The 17,722-nt window shown below is 67.1% G+C and carries 19 protein-coding genes and 1 tRNA gene; 17 read left to right on the top strand and 3 right to left on the bottom strand.

From position 1 onward, the window contains the following. Window positions 1–248 precede the first annotated feature (248 nt). From QZX93_RS07720 to queA, 4 genes are all read left to right on the top strand, one after another. Window positions 249–3,488 carry a response regulator gene (locus QZX93_RS07720; RefSeq protein ID WP_295386257.1) on the top strand — a complete coding sequence of 1,080 codons (3,240 nt, stop codon included), beginning with the start codon at window positions 249–251 and terminating at the stop codon, window positions 3,486–3,488. Between the two features lie 79 nt (window positions 3,489–3,567). Next, complete coding sequence (locus tag QZX93_RS07715) at window positions 3,568–3,804, top strand: DNA-binding protein (RefSeq protein WP_295386255.1); 237 nt, start codon at window positions 3,568–3,570, stop codon at window positions 3,802–3,804. Beyond that, window positions 3,791–4,216, top strand: coding sequence for a Uma2 family endonuclease (locus QZX93_RS07710; RefSeq protein ID WP_295386252.1), 426 nt, complete (start codon window positions 3,791–3,793; stop codon window positions 4,214–4,216). The genes QZX93_RS07715 and QZX93_RS07710 overlap by 14 nt, the downstream gene beginning before the upstream one ends. After that, window positions 4,213–5,241 carry a tRNA preQ1(34) S-adenosylmethionine ribosyltransferase-isomerase QueA gene (gene queA / locus QZX93_RS07705; RefSeq protein ID WP_295386249.1) on the top strand — a complete coding sequence of 343 codons (1,029 nt, stop codon included), beginning with the start codon at window positions 4,213–4,215 and terminating at the stop codon, window positions 5,239–5,241. Before QZX93_RS07710 ends, queA begins: the two co-directional genes overlap by 4 nt. A 172-nt stretch (window positions 5,242–5,413) precedes the next feature. Here the strand turns inward: queA and QZX93_RS07700 are convergent, their stop codons facing one another. Further along, complete coding sequence (locus QZX93_RS07700; protein WP_295386247.1) at window positions 5,414–5,983, bottom strand: DUF4337 domain-containing protein; 570 nt, start codon at window positions 5,981–5,983, stop codon at window positions 5,414–5,416. An 86-nt stretch (window positions 5,984–6,069) separates the two neighbouring features. Here QZX93_RS07700 and QZX93_RS07695 point away from each other — a divergent pair, with 86 nt between their 5' ends. The 10 genes from QZX93_RS07695 (at window position 6,070) to QZX93_RS07650 (ending at window position 15,204) form a co-directional block, all read left to right on the top strand. Further along, window positions 6,070–7,563 carry an FAD-linked oxidase C-terminal domain-containing protein gene (locus QZX93_RS07695; RefSeq protein ID WP_295386244.1) on the top strand — a complete coding sequence of 498 codons (1,494 nt, stop codon included), beginning with the start codon at window positions 6,070–6,072 and terminating at the stop codon, window positions 7,561–7,563. A gap of 239 nt (window positions 7,564–7,802) precedes the next feature. After that, entirely contained in the window at window positions 7,803–7,937 is a 135-nt protein-coding gene (locus QZX93_RS07690) for a hypothetical protein (protein ID WP_295386241.1), read from the top strand. A 190-nt stretch (window positions 7,938–8,127) separates the two neighbouring features. Continuing rightward, a complete protein-coding gene (ruvB, locus tag QZX93_RS07685; RefSeq protein WP_295386237.1) occupies window positions 8,128–9,198 on the top strand; it encodes a Holliday junction branch migration DNA helicase RuvB in 1,071 nt (356 codons plus the stop codon). 172 nt (window positions 9,199–9,370) lie between these two features. Continuing rightward, window positions 9,371–10,045 (top strand): protein TolQ, encoded by a 675-nt coding sequence (gene tolQ, locus QZX93_RS07680; RefSeq protein WP_295386233.1) that lies wholly within the window; start codon window positions 9,371–9,373, stop codon window positions 10,043–10,045. Between the two features lie 18 nt (window positions 10,046–10,063). Beyond that, window positions 10,064–10,507, top strand: coding sequence for a protein TolR (tolR, locus tag QZX93_RS07675; RefSeq protein WP_295386228.1), 444 nt, complete (start codon window positions 10,064–10,066; stop codon window positions 10,505–10,507). 2 nt (window positions 10,508–10,509) lie between these two features. After that, window positions 10,510–11,706 carry a cell envelope integrity protein TolA gene (gene tolA, locus QZX93_RS07670; RefSeq protein ID WP_295386225.1) on the top strand — a complete coding sequence of 399 codons (1,197 nt, stop codon included), beginning with the start codon at window positions 10,510–10,512 and terminating at the stop codon, window positions 11,704–11,706. Window positions 11,707–12,099: 393 nt separating this feature from the next. Then, window positions 12,100–13,413, top strand: coding sequence for a Tol-Pal system beta propeller repeat protein TolB (tolB, locus tag QZX93_RS07665; protein ID WP_295386222.1), 1,314 nt, complete (start codon window positions 12,100–12,102; stop codon window positions 13,411–13,413). A gap of 2 nt (window positions 13,414–13,415) precedes the next feature. Beyond that, window positions 13,416–13,994, top strand: coding sequence for a peptidoglycan-associated lipoprotein Pal (gene pal, locus QZX93_RS07660; RefSeq protein WP_295386219.1), 579 nt, complete (start codon window positions 13,416–13,418; stop codon window positions 13,992–13,994). A 68-nt stretch (window positions 13,995–14,062) separates the two neighbouring features. Next, window positions 14,063–15,049, top strand: coding sequence for a tol-pal system protein YbgF (gene ybgF, locus QZX93_RS07655; RefSeq protein ID WP_295386216.1), 987 nt, complete (start codon window positions 14,063–14,065; stop codon window positions 15,047–15,049). Window positions 15,050–15,128: 79 nt separating this feature from the next. Next, window positions 15,129–15,204, top strand: a tRNA-Lys gene (locus tag QZX93_RS07650). Between the two features lie 5 nt (window positions 15,205–15,209). Here the strand turns inward: QZX93_RS07650 and QZX93_RS07645 are convergent. Then, a complete protein-coding gene (locus QZX93_RS07645; protein ID WP_295386212.1) occupies window positions 15,210–15,491 on the bottom strand; it encodes a TraC family protein in 282 nt (93 codons plus the stop codon). An 81-nt stretch (window positions 15,492–15,572) separates the two neighbouring features. Next, window positions 15,573–15,941 carry a TraV family lipoprotein gene (locus QZX93_RS07640; RefSeq protein ID WP_295386209.1) on the bottom strand — a complete coding sequence of 123 codons (369 nt, stop codon included), beginning with the start codon at window positions 15,939–15,941 and terminating at the stop codon, window positions 15,573–15,575. Window positions 15,942–16,084: 143 nt separating this feature from the next. Here QZX93_RS07640 and QZX93_RS07635 point away from each other — a divergent pair, with 143 nt between their 5' ends. The 3 genes from QZX93_RS07635 (at window position 16,085) to QZX93_RS07625 (ending at window position 17,597) form a co-directional block, all read left to right on the top strand. Further along, entirely contained in the window at window positions 16,085–16,231 is a 147-nt protein-coding gene (locus QZX93_RS07635) for a hypothetical protein (protein WP_295386206.1), read from the top strand. A 432-nt stretch (window positions 16,232–16,663) separates the two neighbouring features. Beyond that, the gene (locus tag QZX93_RS07630) at window positions 16,664–16,963 is read left to right on the top strand and encodes a hypothetical protein (RefSeq protein WP_295386203.1); all 300 of its coding nucleotides are present in this window, start codon (window positions 16,664–16,666) and stop codon (window positions 16,961–16,963) included. Then, the gene (locus tag QZX93_RS07625) at window positions 16,956–17,597 is read left to right on the top strand and encodes a hypothetical protein (RefSeq protein WP_295386201.1); all 642 of its coding nucleotides are present in this window, start codon (window positions 16,956–16,958) and stop codon (window positions 17,595–17,597) included. Before QZX93_RS07630 ends, QZX93_RS07625 begins: the two co-directional genes overlap by 8 nt. Window positions 17,598–17,722 lie beyond the last annotated feature (125 nt).

Below are 17,722 nucleotides of genomic sequence, written 5' to 3'. Positions count from 1 at the left end.
GCGATCGGTAGCAAGGCGTTGGCGAGGGTGCGCGGGCGGTGCCTAAGTTACCAGCATTGGCGCGCGAGGTGCGGATCGCGATTCTGCGACGCTGAACCCGCTATCGGGGTCCGCACGCTGTTAGAATCGCCCCAGGGTAGCAGCGGCTGGTAGCAGCGGCTGTGGCGGTCGATTCAGTCAAGCCGGCGGCCGTGACAAACCCTGACCCTCGCACCACGGGGGCGCCACCATGCGAGCCATCGCCATTCATGATCGCCCCGGACCACGCACAGCGCATCCGCACCCGTATCCTCTGGCCGATCGCCCTGGCCCTGGGGCTCTTCCTGCTCGCCGCCGTGCTGGGGTTTTACCACCACGCGCAGTCAGACCTGCGGCACGCGACGCGGGAGACCGGCCGGCAGGTCGAGGCCCTGCTGCAATCGACACTGGACCAGGATGCGGCCCTGTTGACCGGACTACTCCAGGCCCTCGCCCCGGACCCCTGCCTGCGCCAATCCTACCTGGCACGCGACCGCAAGCGCCTGCTTGGCTGCGCCTTACCCCTCTTTGCCGATCTCAAGGCCGAGGACCGTGTCACCCATTTCTATGTGCATGACGCGGCGGGGGTCACCTGGCTGCGTGTACACAACCCAGAGAGTGAGGGCGACCGGGTCGAGCGCGCCACCCTGCGCCAGGCCGCCGCCACTGGGGGCGTCGCGCACGGGGTCGAACTCGGGCCCTTTGGGACCCTGACCCTGCGCGTGGTCGCCCCCTGGGTGATCGATGGCACCCGCGTCGGCTACCTCGAACTGGGCGAGGAGATCGACCACCTGGCCCCCCGGATCAAGGCCGTCCTGGGGGTCGATGTGTTCATGCTCATCGACAAGGGCATCCTGGATCGCGCGCGCTGGGAGGAAGGGCGTCAGGCCGCCGGGCATCGCGGCAACTGGGACCTGCTCCCGGGGATGGTGCTGGCCGGCGGTACGCAGGACCCGGCGCCGGCCACCCTGGCCGCCGCCTATGCCGCCGTGGCCACGGGCCCAACCGGCCGCCCCCAGGGCCTGAGCATGGCGGGGCGTGAACTGGCCGTGCAATCGCTGCCGCTGCGCGATATCGCCGGCCGGCGGGTTGGGCTCGCCTTGGTGGTCGCGGACATGACCCTGGATTACGCCGGGGTCATCTCCACCATCGTCGCGCTGGCCGCTCTGACCCTGGGGCTGGCGGCCCTGCTGATCGGATTCTTCTGGTTCTATCTCGGACACATCCAGGACACCCTGGGCGGGCTCTATGGCGAGCTGCAGGGCACTATCGCGAACCAAAGCGCCGACCAGGCGCGCCTGATCGCCCAAGAGCGCCGCCTGGCCGATGAGTCCACCCACCGCGAACATGCCGTGGCCGAAGAGCAGACCCTGGGCAGTCTGCTGCATCTGGCCCTGGAGGAGTCCCCCACGCGGCCCTTCCTCGAGGCCAGCCTGTCCACTCTGCTCGCGGCGGTGCCCTGGCTACGGCTCCAGCCGCGCGGCGGCATCCTGCTCGCCGATAACACCCAGGCCCCGCCCCAACTGCGGCTCGCCGTCACGCAGAATCTGACCACGGAGCGGATCGCGGCCTGCGCCGCCATCCCCTTTGGCACCTGTCTGTGCGGCCGGGCCGCGGCCACCCGCGAGGCGATCCATAGCGACGGCATCAGCCCCAACCACACCCACTGCCTGGCCGACCTGCGCGATCACGGACACTACAACGTGCCGCTGGTGCAGGGCGCCCGGGTGCTCGGCGTCCTGGTCCTTTACCTGTCACCGGGCCACCCGCGATCGGAACGTGAACTCCAGTTCCTGGGGCGGGTGGCGGACGTGCTCAGCAGCGGGCTGGCCCGCCGCCAGGCCGCGGCCGAACTGCGGGTCGCCCGCGACGCGGCCGAGGCCGCCTCGCGCGCCAAGAGCGAATTCCTGGCCAGCATGAGCCACGAGATCCGCACCCCGATGAACGGTGTACTCGGCATGGCCGAACTGCTGGCCGACATGCCATTGGGGGAGGAGCAGCGGGAGTTCGTGGAGACCATCTGCAAGTCCGGCCAGGCCCTGCTCACCATCATCAACGACATCCTGGACTTCTCCAAGATCGAGGCCGGGCGCCTGGAGTTGGAGCCCCTGCCATTCGATCTGGGCAACGCCACCCACGAAGTCGCCCAACTGCTCGCCAGCCGGACCGAGGAGAAGGGCCTGGAACTGATCCTGGACTACCGGCCGGATTGCCCGCGTTATGTCGTCGGCGACGCCGGGCGTATCCGCCAGATCCTACTCAACTTGGCGGGCAATGCGGTCAAGTTCACCGCCAAAGGGCACGTCCTGGTCAGCGTCCGCCGACTGTCACAGGCCGGCGACATCGCCCGCATCCACCTGCGCGTGGAGGACACCGGGATTGGAATCGCACCCGAGGTCCAGGCGCGCCTGTTCGAGTCCTTCGTCCAGGCCGATGCCTCCACCACCCGCCGCTTCGGGGGCACCGGGCTCGGGCTCGCCATCAGCCGCCAGTTGGTCGAACTAATGGGCGGGGAGATCGGGGTCAGCAGCGAGCTCGGCCAGGGCTCCCGCTTTTGGCTCACCCTGCCCCTGCCGGTCGCCACGGCCCCCGTGGCGCCCCCGCCGTTGGGTGACCTGGCGGGTGTCCACACACTCATCGTCGAGGACAATCCAGTCAATCAACGGGTCTACCAGGAGCAGTTGCGCAGCTTCGGCATGCGCACCCAGATCGTCGGCGACCCGCAACTCGCCCACGCGGCCCTGCGGGCCGCGGCGGCGGCCGGCGACCCCATCAAACTCGCCGTACTCGATCACCAGATGCCGGACCTGGACGGGGAACAACTCGCCCGCCAGATCCACGCCGAACCGGACTTCGCGCGTCTGCCCTTGGTCCTGCTGACCTCGTCCGGACAGCGCGGGGACGCCGAGCGCTTCCGCCAGGCCGGGTTCGCCGCCTATCTGGTCAAACCGGTGTTGATCGAGACCCTGCGCCAGTGCCTGGCGCGGGTCTTGACCCCGCCGCGGGTGGCCCTGCCTGCGCCGCCGCCGACGCAGCCGCCCGCACTGACCGAGGCCGTGACGCCGCCCCCCCGGCGAGCGCCGGTACTGGGGCACTATCGCGGGCGGGTCCTGCTCGCCGAGGACAACGCCATCAACCGCAAGGTCGCACTGAGCATGGTCCGCAAGCTGGGGATCGAGGCCGACACGGCGGAGAATGGCGAGGAGGCCGTGGCCCGCTGCCGCACAACCGAGTATGACCTGATCCTGATGGACTGCCAGATGCCGATCCTCGACGGCTTCGCCGCCACCCGCCTGATCCGCGCACTGGACGGGACGCACCGACCCGCCATCGTCGCACTGACCGCCAACGCCATGGAAAAGGACCGCGAGCACTGTATCGACGCCGGTATGGATGACTACATCTCCAAGCCGTTCAAACAGCAAGACCTCACGTCGGCCTTCGAGCGCTGGTTGCCGCGGGTGGAGTGACGGCGAGCGCGCCGCCCGCCGACCGATCGGCCGCGGGCGTGCTAGCATTGCCATCGCCGTCGAGCGTGGAGGCAAGAACATGGCTAACCTGATCGTACGGAACCTGGATGCGGACCTCGTCGCCGCACTCAAGCAACGCGCATCCGCCCACGGACGCAGCGCCGAGGCGGAGCATCGCCTGATTTTGGAGGAAGTTCTGCGGCGGCTGCGCAAGCGCAGCTTCGCTGAGGTTCTGGCGTCCATGCCCAACGTCGGACTGGACAGTGACTTCGCGCGCGTCCAGGCCGATGAACGGGCCGACGATGCATTTGCTTGATACCAATGTGATCAGCGAGGCGCGTAAAGCCGCCAAGGCTGATCCAGGTGTGCGCCGCTTCTTTGCCCAGGCCAAGACCACGAGATCGCCCCTCTATCTGTCGGCGATCGCACTCGGCGAAGTGCGCCGAGGTCTGGAATTGATCCGCCACCGCGCAGACGAGTCCACCGAGGCCTACGACCGGGGCGCCAGGTTCGCCTGTTACCGGCAACTGCCGACCCTTGAGGAATATGTACTGATCGACTCGCGCACCCGCTCGGTCGAGGTCTTTCGGCGACACCCGGAGGGCTGGATGCTGCAACAGGTACCGGAGGAAGGACGGCTCACCCTCGATGCCATCGGTTTCGACTGTGGCCTGGATGCCATCTATGAGGATGCGCGCTTCGCCGCACCAACCGACCGATTCGCTTGAAGCGCTCCGACTTCCATTTCGACCTCCCCCCCGAGTTGATCGCGCAGCGCCCGCTCGCGCAGCGCTCGGCCTCGCGACTCTTGGCCCTGGACGGGGACGACTCGCCCCCGCGCGATCTGCTGTTCACCGACCTGCCGGGGCTGCTGCGCCCCGACGACCTGCTGGTGTTCAACAACACCAGGGTGATGCGCGCCCGGCTGTTCGGCCACAAGGACACGGGCGGCGCGGTCGAGGTGCTGATCGAGCGCCTGCTGGGAGCGAACGAGGCGCTGGCGCAGACGCGCGCCGCCAAGGCGCTCAAACCCGGACGGCTGATCCAGCTGGCCGGCGGGGAGCGACTGGAGATGCTGGGACGCGACGGCGACCTGTTCCGGCTGCGCGCACTGGACCGCCCCTTCCCCGAACTCATGGAGGCGCAAGGCCATCTCCCCCTGCCGCCCTACATTGAGCGGCCGGACGACGACGCGGATGCGGAGCGCTACCAGACCGTCTTCGGGACTCGGGTGGGGGCGGTGGCCGCCCCCACCGCGGGGCTGCATTTCGATCAGGCGCTGCTGGAGCGGCTGGCCGCGCTGGGGGTGGCGCGCACCGAGGTCACGCTGCATGTGGGGGCCGGCACCTTCCAGCCGGTGCGGGTGGAGGACCTGGACCAGCACCGGATGCACGCTGAATGGTTGGAGGTGAGCGAGGACACCTGCGCCCGCATCGCGGCCACCCGGGCGGCCGGCGGGCGGGTCATCGCCGTCGGCACCACCAGCGTGCGCAGCCTGGAGAGCGCCGCCGCAGACGGTGAAATCCAGCCCTTTCGGGGCGACAGCCGGATCTTCATCCGCCCCGGCTACCGCTTCCGGGTAGTGGACGCCATGATCACCAACTTCCACCTGCCGGAGTCCACCCTGTTGATGCTGGTCAGCGCCTTCTGCGGGGTCGAGCGCATCCGCGCGGCCTATCGCCACGCCATCGCCCAGCACTACCGGTTTTTCAGCTATGGGGACGCCATGTTCCTCGGCCAGCGCGACGGCTGAACCTGGAAGAGAGAAGTGCTCACGCCAAGACGCCAAGACGCCAAGAAAAAAAACGCAGATCCCCGCGCTCGGCGACCAGCCGCTGAGTGAATCGCCCGACGCCGATAACGCACTGCATAACCTTGGCGGCTTGGCGTCTTGGCGTGACAAATAGGCGTTCTGCGATGATTGATCAGCCGAACAGTGACCAAACCCAGAGCCCGACGCCCCCGGCCGCGGCGATGCCGGCGACGATGAACAGCCAGCGGCGCTGAGTCAGCGCGGTCACGGACGCCACCGAGATGGCGATCTGGATCAGAGTCATGGCCTGTGCCTGGCGGTGGTGTGGGGCGAGCGACGCGGCACTCTCCCAGTTGACCTTCTCCGACTCCTTCTCAAAGGCATCTGCCTTGGCCTTGAGCTCATCCTTTTCACGGTTGTAGCGCTGCGCCTCCGCTCGATAGCTGGCCTGCCGCTCGGGCGGCGCCAGCTCGGTGGCCATCTCCATCAGGTGGGCCTTCACGCTCTTGGCCTGGTAGAAATTCCACAGGTCGGCGGCCTGGGTGCGCTTGAGCACGGCATCGTTTTTCTGCAGCATTGCCTCGCTCAACGTGTAAGCGCTCTGATAGCTGACGACGGCCCCCAGGGTCGAAAGCAGGGCGGTGAAGATGGCGACATACTGGGCGAGCGGGTGCGCCCGATGCCCCGGCTCGTGGGCCAGATGCTCGTGGGGACCGTGGACATGAAATTCGTCGTCGGACATGGTGGAGAGTTCCTTCGGTTGATGCGGCTGCGCAGATGCCGCATCTTACAACCTTGCCCAAGCCGCCGCGCCAGAGTGCCCCAGCCATGAGCCTGCCCCAGCCGTCCCAGACGGACTTCAACGACCCCCGGCTGGCCGCCACCCGCGCGGACCTGGTCCGGGCGTTGCGCGCCTTCCTCCCGGCCGACGCGGTGCTGGAGCAGCAGGAACAGGTGCGACCCTATGAGTGCGACGGGCTGTCGGTCTACCGCCAACTCCCGCTGCTGGTGGTCCTGCCGCGGACGGTTGCGGAGGTGCAGCAGGTCCTGCGCCTGTGTCACGCACGCGCGGTGCCGGTGGTGGCACGCGGCGCGGGTACCGGGCTGTCGGGGGGTGCCCTGCCGGTGGGCGATGGGGTCCTGCTCAGTCTGGCGCGCTTCACCCGCATCCTGGCACTGGATCCGGTCGCACGCACGGCGCGGGTGGAACCCGGGGTGCGCAACCTCGCGATCACTGAGGCGGCGGCGGCCCACGGGCTCTACTATGCCCCGGACCCCTCGAGCCAGATCGCCTGCACCATCGGCGGTAACGTGGCGGAGAACTCGGGTGGGGTACACTGTCTCAAATACGGGCTGACGGTACACAACGTACTGGCGGTCACACTGGTGACGATGGATGGGGAACTGGTCGAGATCGGCGCCGCGGCCCCGGACTCGCCCGGCTATGACCTGCTGGCGCTCATCATCGGCTCGGAGGGGATGCTCGGGGTGACGGTGGAGGTGACGGTCAAGCTGCTGCCGGTGCCGGAGCGCGCCCAGGCCCTGCTCGCCGCCTATGACGACGTGGAGCGCGCCGGCCAGGCGGTGGGCGACATCATCGCCGCCGGCATCATCCCGGCCGGACTGGAGATGATGGACGGGCCGGCGATCCAGGCGGCGGAGGCCTTCGCCCACGCCGGTTACCCGACCGAGGCGGCGGCCATCCTGATCTGCGAGATCGACGGCACCCTGGACGAGGTGGCTGAATTGGCCCAGCGCGTGCGCGCCCTGCTGCTCGCGAGCGGCGCCACCACAGTGCAGGTCTCCCAGGACGACGCGGAGCGCTTGCGCTTCTGGAAGGGGCGCAAATCCGCCTTTCCGGCCGTGGGGCGCATCTCACCGGACTATTACTGTATGGACGGCACCATCCCGCGCCGTCACCTGCCGCAGGTGCTGCGCCGCACCGCCGAGTTGGCGGCGGAGTATGGCCTGCCGGTGGCCAATGTCTTCCACGCGGGAGACGGGAACCTGCACCCGCTGATCCTCTTCGATGCGAACAAACCCGGCGAGCTGGGGCGCGCCGAGGCCCTGGGCGGGCAGATACTGGAGCTGTGCGTCGCGGTGGGCGGCACCATCACCGGCGAGCACGGGGTGGGGATCGAGAAGATCAACCAGATGTGCATCCAGTTCAGCCCGGCGGAGCTCGCGGCGTTCCGCGCCGTGAAGCGCGCCTTCGACCCGCTGGAGTTGCTGAACCCAGGCAAGGGGATACCAACCCCGCGGCACTGCTCCGAGTATCGGCAGTTGCCAGAGCGAGGACCTGAGGCGCACCACCGCCAGTGACCAGAATACGGGCATGCAACTCAATCTAAATCAGGAAATTACTCACGCCAAGGCGCCAAGCTCGCCAAGAAAACAGTCGATAAGTCGATACCGGGAACCCGGATTGACGCACTGACGCACTGACGCACTGACGCGGTTGCCGGTATGCCTGATCTTGCGCTCACACTCAAGAACTTGGCGAGCTTGGCGCCTTGGCGTGAGAGATTCCGGATCGCCCTACTACCCACGGAGATCGAATCATGACCATCGATGCTGAAAAAATCGAGTTTTTTGCCTTCATCGGCCTGGCGATCTGGTTGGTGTTCTATCAGTTCGGCAGTTCGCGGCAACCGTCCGAAAAGCCTAACGAAGACAACCAGAAAACCTCAGACTGAGCGAGCAGTCGCGGCGCGGAGCGCCTGACACATGCGTGACACCGCTTAGCGGTGTCACGCGCGCAATCTCGTAGCGGTGTCACGAGTGGCGAGGTGTCAGGCGCGCATACCAATTGATATTTGCGTTCATTTGCGTTCATTTGCGGACGAATATCTTAACGGCCCTCCCCCACGGACCCCCCAACGCCCCATGCAGACCGACCCAGACCGAGTCATCAGCCCCCTGGCCGCAAGCGACGACAGCGCCATCGACCGGGCGATCCGCCCCCGCCGGCTCGCGGATTATGTCGGTCAGCCGGCGGTCAGCGAGCAGATGGAGATCTTCATCGGCGCCGCCCGCGCCCGCCAGGAGGCCCTGGACCATGTGCTGATCTTCGGCCCCCCGGGGCTCGGCAAGACCACGCTCGCCCACATCATCGCCTACGAGATGCAGGTCAACCTGCGCCAGACCTCGGGGCCGGTGCTGGAAAAGCCCGGCGACCTGGCCGCGCTGCTCACCAACCTGGAACCGGGGGATGTGCTGTTCGTCGACGAGATCCACCGCCTGAGCCCGGTGGTCGAGGAGGTCCTGTACCCGGCCCTGGAGGACTTCCAACTCGACATCATGATCGGCGAGGGACCGGCCGCCCGCTCCATCAAGCTCGACCTGCCGCCCTTCACCCTGGTGGGCGCCACCACCCGGGCGGGACTGCTGACCTCGCCCTTGCGCGACCGCTTCGGGATCGTCCAGCGGCTGGAGTATTATTCGGCGGCCGACCTGTCCACCATCGTGCGGCGCTCCGCCGAGATCCTGGCCATCCCCACCGACCCGGAGGGCGCGGCGGAGATTGCCCGGCGCGCCCGCGGCACGCCGCGCATCGCCAACCGGCTGTTGCGGCGCGTGCGCGACTTCGCCCAGGTGCGGGCGGACGGACGCATCACCGTGACGGTAGCAGACCAGGCGCTCGCCATGCTCAAGGTGGACGCGCTGGGCTTCGACCACATGGACCGGCGCCTGCTGGCCGCGGTGGTGCAGATGTTCGACGGCGGACCCGTGGGGGTGGAAAGCCTGGCGGCGGCCATCGGCGAGGAGCGCGGTACCATCGAGGACGTACTGGAACCCTATCTGATCCAACAGGGTTATCTGATGCGCACGCCGCGCGGGCGCATGGCGACCCCGGCCGCCTATCTGCACCTGGGACTGCCGGTCCCGGTGCGCCCGTCGACGCCACCGCCGGCCGGACCAGCCATCGGCGACCTGTTTGCAGACGCGCGCGACTGAACGTCGATCGGCCGCTAACCCGGTCCAACCATCTTCTTCCGCGCACGCACGGGCATTTCCGGTTAAGCTCCGCCCCCAATCAGGACGGCTACCCGCGCGCGCCATCCAACCCCGCACCGCGCCCCTGGCCGTGCGAGACCCTATTAAGCCGAGACCCCCAAGAGAGACCCAGATGAGTTCCGACCTTTCGCTGCTGAACCTGATCATGCACGCGAGCTTCGTCGTGCAACTGGTGCTGTTGGTCTTGGTGCTGGCCTCCGTCATGTCCTGGACCCTGATCCTGGACCGCGGGCGGGTGCTTGGCAACGCGCGCAAGGCCGCCAACGCATTCGAGGAGCGCTTCTGGTCCGGCGGGGACTTGAGCACACTCTACAAGGACTTGAGCGCGGAGGATCAGGGCAGCCTGGGCCTGGCCGCGATCTTCCGCGCCGGTTTCAAGGACTATGTGCGGCTGCGCAAGGTCGAGGGCAGCGACCTGATGGCGGTCCTGCAAGGCGCCGAGCGCTCCATGCGGGTGGCCCTGAGCCGGGAGATGGACCGGCTGGACGCCAACCTGTCCTTCCTCGCCACGGTCGGTTCCACCAGCCCTTACGTGGGGCTCTTCGGCACCGTCTGGGGCATCATGCACGCCTTCCATGCACTGGGTAACGTCGACCAGGCGACCCTGGCCCTGGTCGCACCCGGCATCTCCGAGGCCTTGGTCGCCACCGCCATCGGGCTATTCGCCGCCATCCCGGCGGTCATCGCCTACAACCGGTTCTCCAACCAGGTGGAGCGGCTCAACAACCGCTATGAGGAGTTCATGGAGGAATTCTCCACCCTGTTGCAGCGCCAGGGCCGCGGCTGACGCGCCCGGGGACTCTCCATGCTCAAGCGTTCTCGCCGTCACAGCCGCCGTCGGCCCATGTCAGACATCAACGTCGTGCCCTACATTGACGTGATGCTGGTGCTGCTGGTGATCTTCATGGTTACCGCCCCCCTGATCACCCAGGGGGTGAAGGTCAACCTGCCACAGGCGCGGGCCGGCGGCATTCCGAGCCCGACCGTGGCCTCGGTGGTCATCACGATCGACCAGATGGGCGATTTCTATGTCGATGTGGGACAGGACAAGCGGCTGCCAGTCACCGACCAGTCGCTCTACGACCGCATCCGCTCAGTCTTGGAGAACAACCGCGAAACACCGGTCCTGGTGCGCGCGGACAGCGAGGTGAACTACGGCCGAGTGGTGCGCGCCATGGTGGTCGCCCAGGCGGCCGGGGCGCCCAATGTGGGCCTGATCACCGCCCCGCCGGCGCGCCGTACACCCTGACCATGTGGCAGGTCCTGCGCCAGAACCGGCGCGCACTCTATTGGTCGCTCCTGCTGCACCTGCTCTTTGGGGTGCTCCTGTTCGTCAGCGTCCACTTCGCGGCGGACCCCAACGCGGTAGGCCAGACCCCCAAGGTGGTGCAGGCAACCGTCGTCGGCGACCGCGCCATGGAGGAGATGGTCTCGCGCTTCCAGGCGGAACAGACCAAACGCGCGGCCGATCAGAAGCGCCAGGAGGCCAAGTCGCCGCCGCCCGCCGACGCCGCGGCCAAGCGCGAGGCTGAGTTGGCGGCGGCACAGGCGGCGAAACTTCAGGCGGAGCGTCAGGCCGCGGCCGAGCGTGCGGCCACCCAGGCGGCGCAACGCAAGAGCCAGGAGGACCAGCGCCAGGCCGCCGCCGACGCGGCCCAGCGCGAAGCCCAGGCCCAGGCGCGCCGCGAGACCGAGACTGCCACACGCCGCGCCGCCGAACTCGCCGCCCAGCGACAGGCCGCCGAGGAGGCGCGCCGCCAGGCCGCGGCGGCCCAGCGCCAGGCGCAAGCCCAGGCCCGCCGCCAGGCCGAGGCCCAGGCCAGGCAACAAGCGGCCGAGCAGCGCCAGGCGCAGCAGGCCGCAGCCAAGGCCGCCGAGGCCCAGCGTCAGGAGGAAGAGGCCGCGCGGCGCATGCATTCGGAGCGCGAGCAGATCCGCCAGGAGCAACAGCGTCTGGCGGAGGCCGAGCGTCTGCGCCAGATTGAGGCCGAGGCCGAACGCATGGCCGCCGCGGAAGAGCGCCGCCTGGCGGAAGAGGAATCCCAGCAGCGCATTGAGGAGGAGGCGCGCCAGATGGAGCAGGAGGACCGTCAGCGCCTGGCGCTGGCGGAGGCCCAACGCGCCCGTGAGGCCGACGACCAGTCGCAGTCGTCCTCCCAGGAGATCGCCCGTGAGGTGGACCGTTACATCCCCGTGATCAGGGACAAGGTCCGCGAGTTCTGGGTCCGCCCCCTGGCGCTGACCGGCGAACTGGTCACGGTCGTCTCGCTGCGGCTGATCCCGGGTGGGGAGGTGGTACCCAACTCGGTGGGCGTGGTGCAGAGCAGCGGTAATGCCGCCTTCGACCAATCGGTGATCGCAGCGGTTTATAATGCCTCGCCGATACCGATACCATCCGGTCCGGCCTTCGAGCGCTTCCGGGAATTCAACCTCAAGTTCACGCCCTGACTGCAATCAAAGACGACGGCGCGTCCCACAAAGCCGCTACGGCAGGCTTAGAACAAATGGACAGGATTAACAGGATTTCGCAAGATTTACAGGATAGTAACGTGCCTTGCCTGCCGCCCCGGTTATCCTAAAGGCCGCCAATTGCTCACGCCAAGGCGCCAAGCTCGCCAAGAAATACAAAAAGATCGACCAGGCATCCAGATCGACCGTCGGGTGAATGACCCAGCGTCGATAACACACTAAAAAACCTTGGCGAGCTTGGCGCCTTGACGTGACAATTACCCTTTCTTAGGGTTAATCTTGTCCTATTTCCCAGCCGACCGCCGCGGTCTTGGATTATGGCACAATGGACGAACCTCGCTCGTGTTGATCCGGCCCGGAGACTATAGGCCCATGACTAAAGCCAAATTATTCACGATTTTCGCCGCCCTGGCCTGCTCGGCGCTGGGCGCGCTGGGACTCTCCGCCCCCGCCCAGGCCCGGCTCACGATTGAGGTGACCGGCGGGGTCGAGGCCGCCCAGCCGATCGCCGTGGTGCCCTTTGGGGTCTCGGAGGGCCTGATCCCCAAGGAAGACGTGGCCGGCGTGATCGCCGCGGACCTGGTGCGCACCGGCAAATTCCGCGCCCTGCCCACCCGCGACATGATGGCCATGCCCAGCACCGCGGCCGAGGTGGACCTGCGCGATTGGGGCCTGCTCAAGATGAACAGCCTGGTGATCGGCCGGGTGGAACAGGAGGGCAGCGGCTACCGCGTAAGCTATAACCTCTTCGACGTGGTCGGCGGCAAAGAGATCGCCTCCTCCAGCCTCAGCACCACGGCCGGGGGGCTGCGCCTCACCGCCCACCGTATCGCCGACCAGGTCTATGAAAAACTCACCGGTCAGCCCGGGGTCGCCGCCAGCCGCATCGCCTATATCACCGCCAACGGACGCGGGGAGGGCCAGACGGTGACACTGCGGGTGGCCGACGCGGACGGCAGCAACCCCCAGACCATCGTCTCGTCCAATGAGCCGATCATGTCACCCGCGTGGTCGCCGGACGGGCGTCGGCTCGCCTATGTCTCGTTCGAGAATCGCCGTGCCGCCATCTATGTGCAGGACCTGACCAGCGGGCGCCGCGACCTGGTCGCCAGCTACCCGGGCATCAACAGCTCACCGGCCTTCTCACCCGACGGCCAGCGTCTGGCCATGACCCTGTCGAAGGACGGCAACGCCAACATCTATGTGCTGAACCTCCAGACCCGCGAACTGACGCAACTCACCGACCACTTCGCCATCGACACCGAGCCCGCCTGGTCCCCCGACGGCAACGATCTGATCTTCACCTCCGACCGCGGCGGCAGCCCCCAGATCTACCGGATGTCCACCGCCGGTGGGCCGGCCACGCGGTTGAGCGGTGAGGGCGACTATAACGGCCGTGCCTCCTACGCCCCGGACGGCAAGTCCATCACCATGGTAACCCGGGTCAACGGCCAGTTCCGGATCGCCGTCCAAGACTTGGCGCGCGGCTTCCGCAAGGTCTTGAGCGATGGCGGGCTGGACGAGTCGCCAAGTTTCGCGCCCAATGGCAGCATGGTCATCTATGCCACCGTGCAGAATGGACGCGGGGTACTCGCGACCGCCGCGGTCGAAGGCGGCGGCAGCCAGCGAATTTCCCAGGACACGGGCGAGGTGCGCGAGCCCGCCTGGTCGCCGACAATGAAATGAGGATGCCCCCCGTGACACCGATCCTGACTTGCCCCGCCCCTGCAACGGCCCGCATCGCCGCCGGGCTGATCGGCCCCGGCCTGGTCTTAACCCTGTGCCTCAGCGGCTGCGCCGAGGTACCACAAGAACCCGAGCCCCGGCAGCGCATGCCCCCGCCCACGCTGGACGCCACCCCACGGGCGACGGCCCCGGTGGCAAGCACCGAGGCGCCGCGGCCGACCTATCGCGGCCCCTGGGAGGACCCATCCAATCCGCTCTACCACCGCACCATCTATTTCGACTACGACAGCGCCGAGATCAAGCCGCAGTACCTGGACGTGCTCCGCACCCATTCCGCCTACCTGGGCACGACCCCCGGTCAGCGTGTCACGCTGGAGGGCAATACCGACGAGCGCGGCACCCGGGAATACAACCTGGCCCTGGGCGACCAACGCGCCGAGTCCGTGCGCAAGCTGATGCTCGCCGAGGGCGTGAGCCCGGGCCAGATGGCCACCCTGAGCTATGGCGAGGAAAAACCCGCCGAGCCCGGGCACAGTGAGAATGCCTGGCGGCTCAGTCGGCGGGTGACCATTCAATACTGAGGCGCCCGGCATGCTGGCCACGCCGGACACAGAAGGCTGATTCATCCGCAAATGAGCGCAAGACCGATATGAACAACGCACGCTCCACCTTATTGCTGATCGCGGCCCTCGGGGCGGCGACCGCTCTCCCCACCAGCGCATCCGCCGCCGGATACGCCGCTGCCAACCCGCTATTGGAGGACCGGGTGGCTCGCATCGAGCGCATCATGGAAAACCAAAGCGCCGCCGGCCAGCAGTTGCAGATGCAGCAATTCCAGCAGGAGATGCAGGAATTGCGCGGCCTGGTCGAGACCCAGCAGTTCGAGATCCAGAAGCTTCAGCGGCAACTGCGCGACCAATACCTGGACATCGACTCCCGCCTGGGCACCGGCAAGGGTCTGGACGCCCCGGCCGGCCAATCGCCCGCAGCACCCGGCACCGACAACGGCACCGACAGCGGCCCCGGGGGCGCGGCACCGCCCGCCAGCCCGAACGGCGCCATCGATGCGAGCGGCAGGGACCTCAAACCCCCGGTCGGCAACGAGACACCGCCGCCGGTCACCGCCCCCATCCCCTCTTCGCCCGGCGCCGTCGGCATCCCTTCCCTGCCCAGCCCGGAGACCACCGGCGGCAACGAGCGCGACGCCTACCGCGACGCCTTCGAGCTACTCAAGCAGCGCAAATACCCGGACGCGGTGACGGCCTTCAACGACCTGCTGCGCCGCTATCCGCAGGGCCAGTATGCCGACAACGCCCGCTACTGGCTGGCGGAGACCTACTATGCCCAGCACAACTACCCGGCGGCCCTGGCCGAATTCGATCGCCTGGTGCAGTTGAACCCCGGCAGCACCAGGCTTGCCGCGGCACTGCTCAAGATCGGTGACATTCAGTCGGAGCAGGACGCCCGCGAACAGGCGCGCAACGCCTACCGCCAGGTCATCGCCAAATACCCCGGCACGCCCGAGGCACGGCTCGCCCAAAGCCGACTGCAGAAACTTGGGCCAGAGCGCAAGGAGCCCACCAGCTACGCCCCGTCAATCCCCCACACCAGTGCGACGCCCCGCCGTAACCCTTAGCCACAGGAAGTTTGAAACTGCTGGAATTTCACAACGCGCTTCAAAACTCGATGCGATTCGCCTATACTGTGCAGTCCTCGCGCCCTTAGCTCAGTCGGTAGAGCATCTGACTTTTAATCAGGCGGTCGCGCGTTCGAGTCGCGCAGGGCGCACCATAAAATCAAGGGCTTAGGGTAAAACCTAGGCCCTTTTTCTTTGCCGTGGGACACTCACGGGACACCGGCAAATGCCACTGCCCAGGACGAGCCAACACGGACGCCCGAGCACAGGACCCGGACCACCAAGAATCGGCCTGCGCGTGATCGGCGCTGGACAGCGGCTCGCACACGAACCCGAAGCCCAGGGACAGGTCGTCCAGGACGAAGCGTTGCTGGCAGGGTTCATAGGCCAGCACCGGATAGAGTTCGGCCGCACGCGAACCGCGAAACTGGCGATGGATCAAGGGTGCCGGACACCGTGGCGTCGATGACGTTCGGCGCCAGGAACAGGCCGGTCCCGGCCGCGACCCCGAACACAAAACCCATCACGGACCCGCGGGCGACCCCCCCACCAGCCCGACGATGATGAACACCGCCGCCACGACGCGGCCCGGGTAGCCGGTCATCCAGTCGGACAACTTCGCGTAGAGCGGGTTGAACTCGGCGCCCCCGGTACCGACAAAGCTGGGGTGGGACACCAGCATCAGGGTGACCACCAACGCCAGCAGGCCGAGGGCCATCAGCGTCGTGTGTTGCCGGGGCGAGAGCCCCAACTGGAGTGCTTGTGGTTTCATACGCGAGGTCGTGAACTGGTCGGCATAGCTCCAGCGGGTTGGGTCCACCTCGACATAGACGGTCGTCGGCGCGTGGCGATCGCCCTTGTCGTCCTCCCAGGCCGCGAGCCAGACGGCCATCGTGGTGGCCGTCGGCGCAGTGTTCCAGCAATGCCGCGAGCGCGGCGGCGCGGTCGGTGGTGGCCAGGCAGTGTAAGGCCAGCAACTGAGACTGGGAGTCCTCGCCGATGGGCAAGGGGACTAACCGGAACCAATAGCGGTCCTTGATCGCGATGTCGCTGCTGCCCAGGATCGTGCCCAAGGTGGCGGCGGGCTCGGCCCAGAGGGCGTGGGGCGGCGCGGCGAGTGCCGCGGCGAGAAGCCCTGAAAACCTGGAGAAGCGCATTGACGAAGACCCGGACCGGCTGTGAAGGTGCCGTCAGGGTGCCCGATCAGGGGGGATGGGTGTGAGAGCTGAAGGTTCGGTTTTTTGGGGGGAATGCGGGAGGCTGAGGTAGTGCCGCCACCCTAACCCCTGGGGCCATGGCGACCAGGCACCCTCGCTGTTGGGACGCTTTCCGGCAACAACCGGTCCGGTGCTCATGCGCCTTAGATATCTGTGGTCTACCCCTGACATACCGCTGATATCCCAAGAGAAAGACCGAGCGTCCGCAAATCGACGGAGGTTCAGCGCAGCCATGGCGACCCACCGTCGATCCGCGCTTACAGGTATGATGGCGAAGACCCCAGATCAATCCAGCTTAAACCGATGCGAGCCACCCAACGCCGTCGACCTCTTGCTCGAAGCATCCTCCCCGCGATCAATCCGCAGCGGCTCGGGCGCTTGACGCTCGTGGCCAGTTATGTCGGCAGCGTCGAGCACAAGGACACGCCCTCGTCCGCCGCGCCCGCGGCCCGACGCAACCCTGTGTTATCGCGCGCTCGCCGACAGTCGCGACCAGCTAACGCAATGGCTGCGCGCCGCCATCACCAAGGGCGTCATCGGCGGCCCTTGGGAAGGCGAGTTTCCGCGGTACGCCTGGTATAAGCAAGGGGATACCGTTTATGAGGCCCGTCTGGTCAACCGCACACAGGGGAACTACAAGGGCTATGGCCTGCTGCCGGACGAGTGGCCCAAGGACATCGCGGTCTACTATGAATAAACTACGCTTCGACATCGAATGGGAACGGGTGGATGGTAGCCGCGGTGACGAACTGGCGGCCACTTGGGCGCGGCTCGCCATCCGCGTTGAGGACGCCACCATCACCCGCGTCAACGACTACCGCTCGCTTGGCCTGCGCGACCACCTACTGATTCCGGTCTATCCGCTCGCCGAGTGGATTGCCACACACTGGTGGTCCCTGCTTTATGAGGCGCAAGCGCCTGGGCGCGACGGGTATGAGCATCGGCATAATCTGCGTTTCGGCCGCGAGGGCTTTGCACTTCCGGACTTGCTGATCAAGCCGATGGGGGAGCGCGCGTTGATCGAATGGCGCGCACTGGAGCTGCCGCAGGCGCGTGTCGGTTTTCCCACCAGCGGCGCCCGTGACCTGGACCTGGAGGACATCCGTAACGCCCTCGCCGACCTGATTGAGACCGTATTGGCGCGACTCGACCAGCAGGCCGTGACGGATACCTGTCTGCACCAGGAATGGCAGACCATCCAGGCGGCCGATGCGATGGAGACCGCATTCTGCATCGCGGCGGCACGCCTGGGTCAGGACCCTTATGCCCTATCGGAGCCCGCGGCCAATGCGATCCTCGCCGCGGCAAATCAATTAGGAACGGTTCACTAAGAAGTTACTCATGTTAGCTCCGGCGATCTATGTATAGCGGCGGCCACTCAGTTGAAAAGCCGAGGTCTTCCTGCGATCATGGGCGTCGGATCTTTGGACACCGGTCGCTACCATGAACGAGTTTG

Origin of the sequence: uncultured Thiodictyon sp. (assembly GCF_903946935.1) — a bacterium.
In the GTDB taxonomy this organism is placed as follows: domain Bacteria; phylum Pseudomonadota; class Gammaproteobacteria; order Chromatiales; family Chromatiaceae; genus Thiodictyon.
Note: the sequence above shows the minus strand (reverse complement) of the source record. Positions and strands in the feature narration are given on the sequence as shown.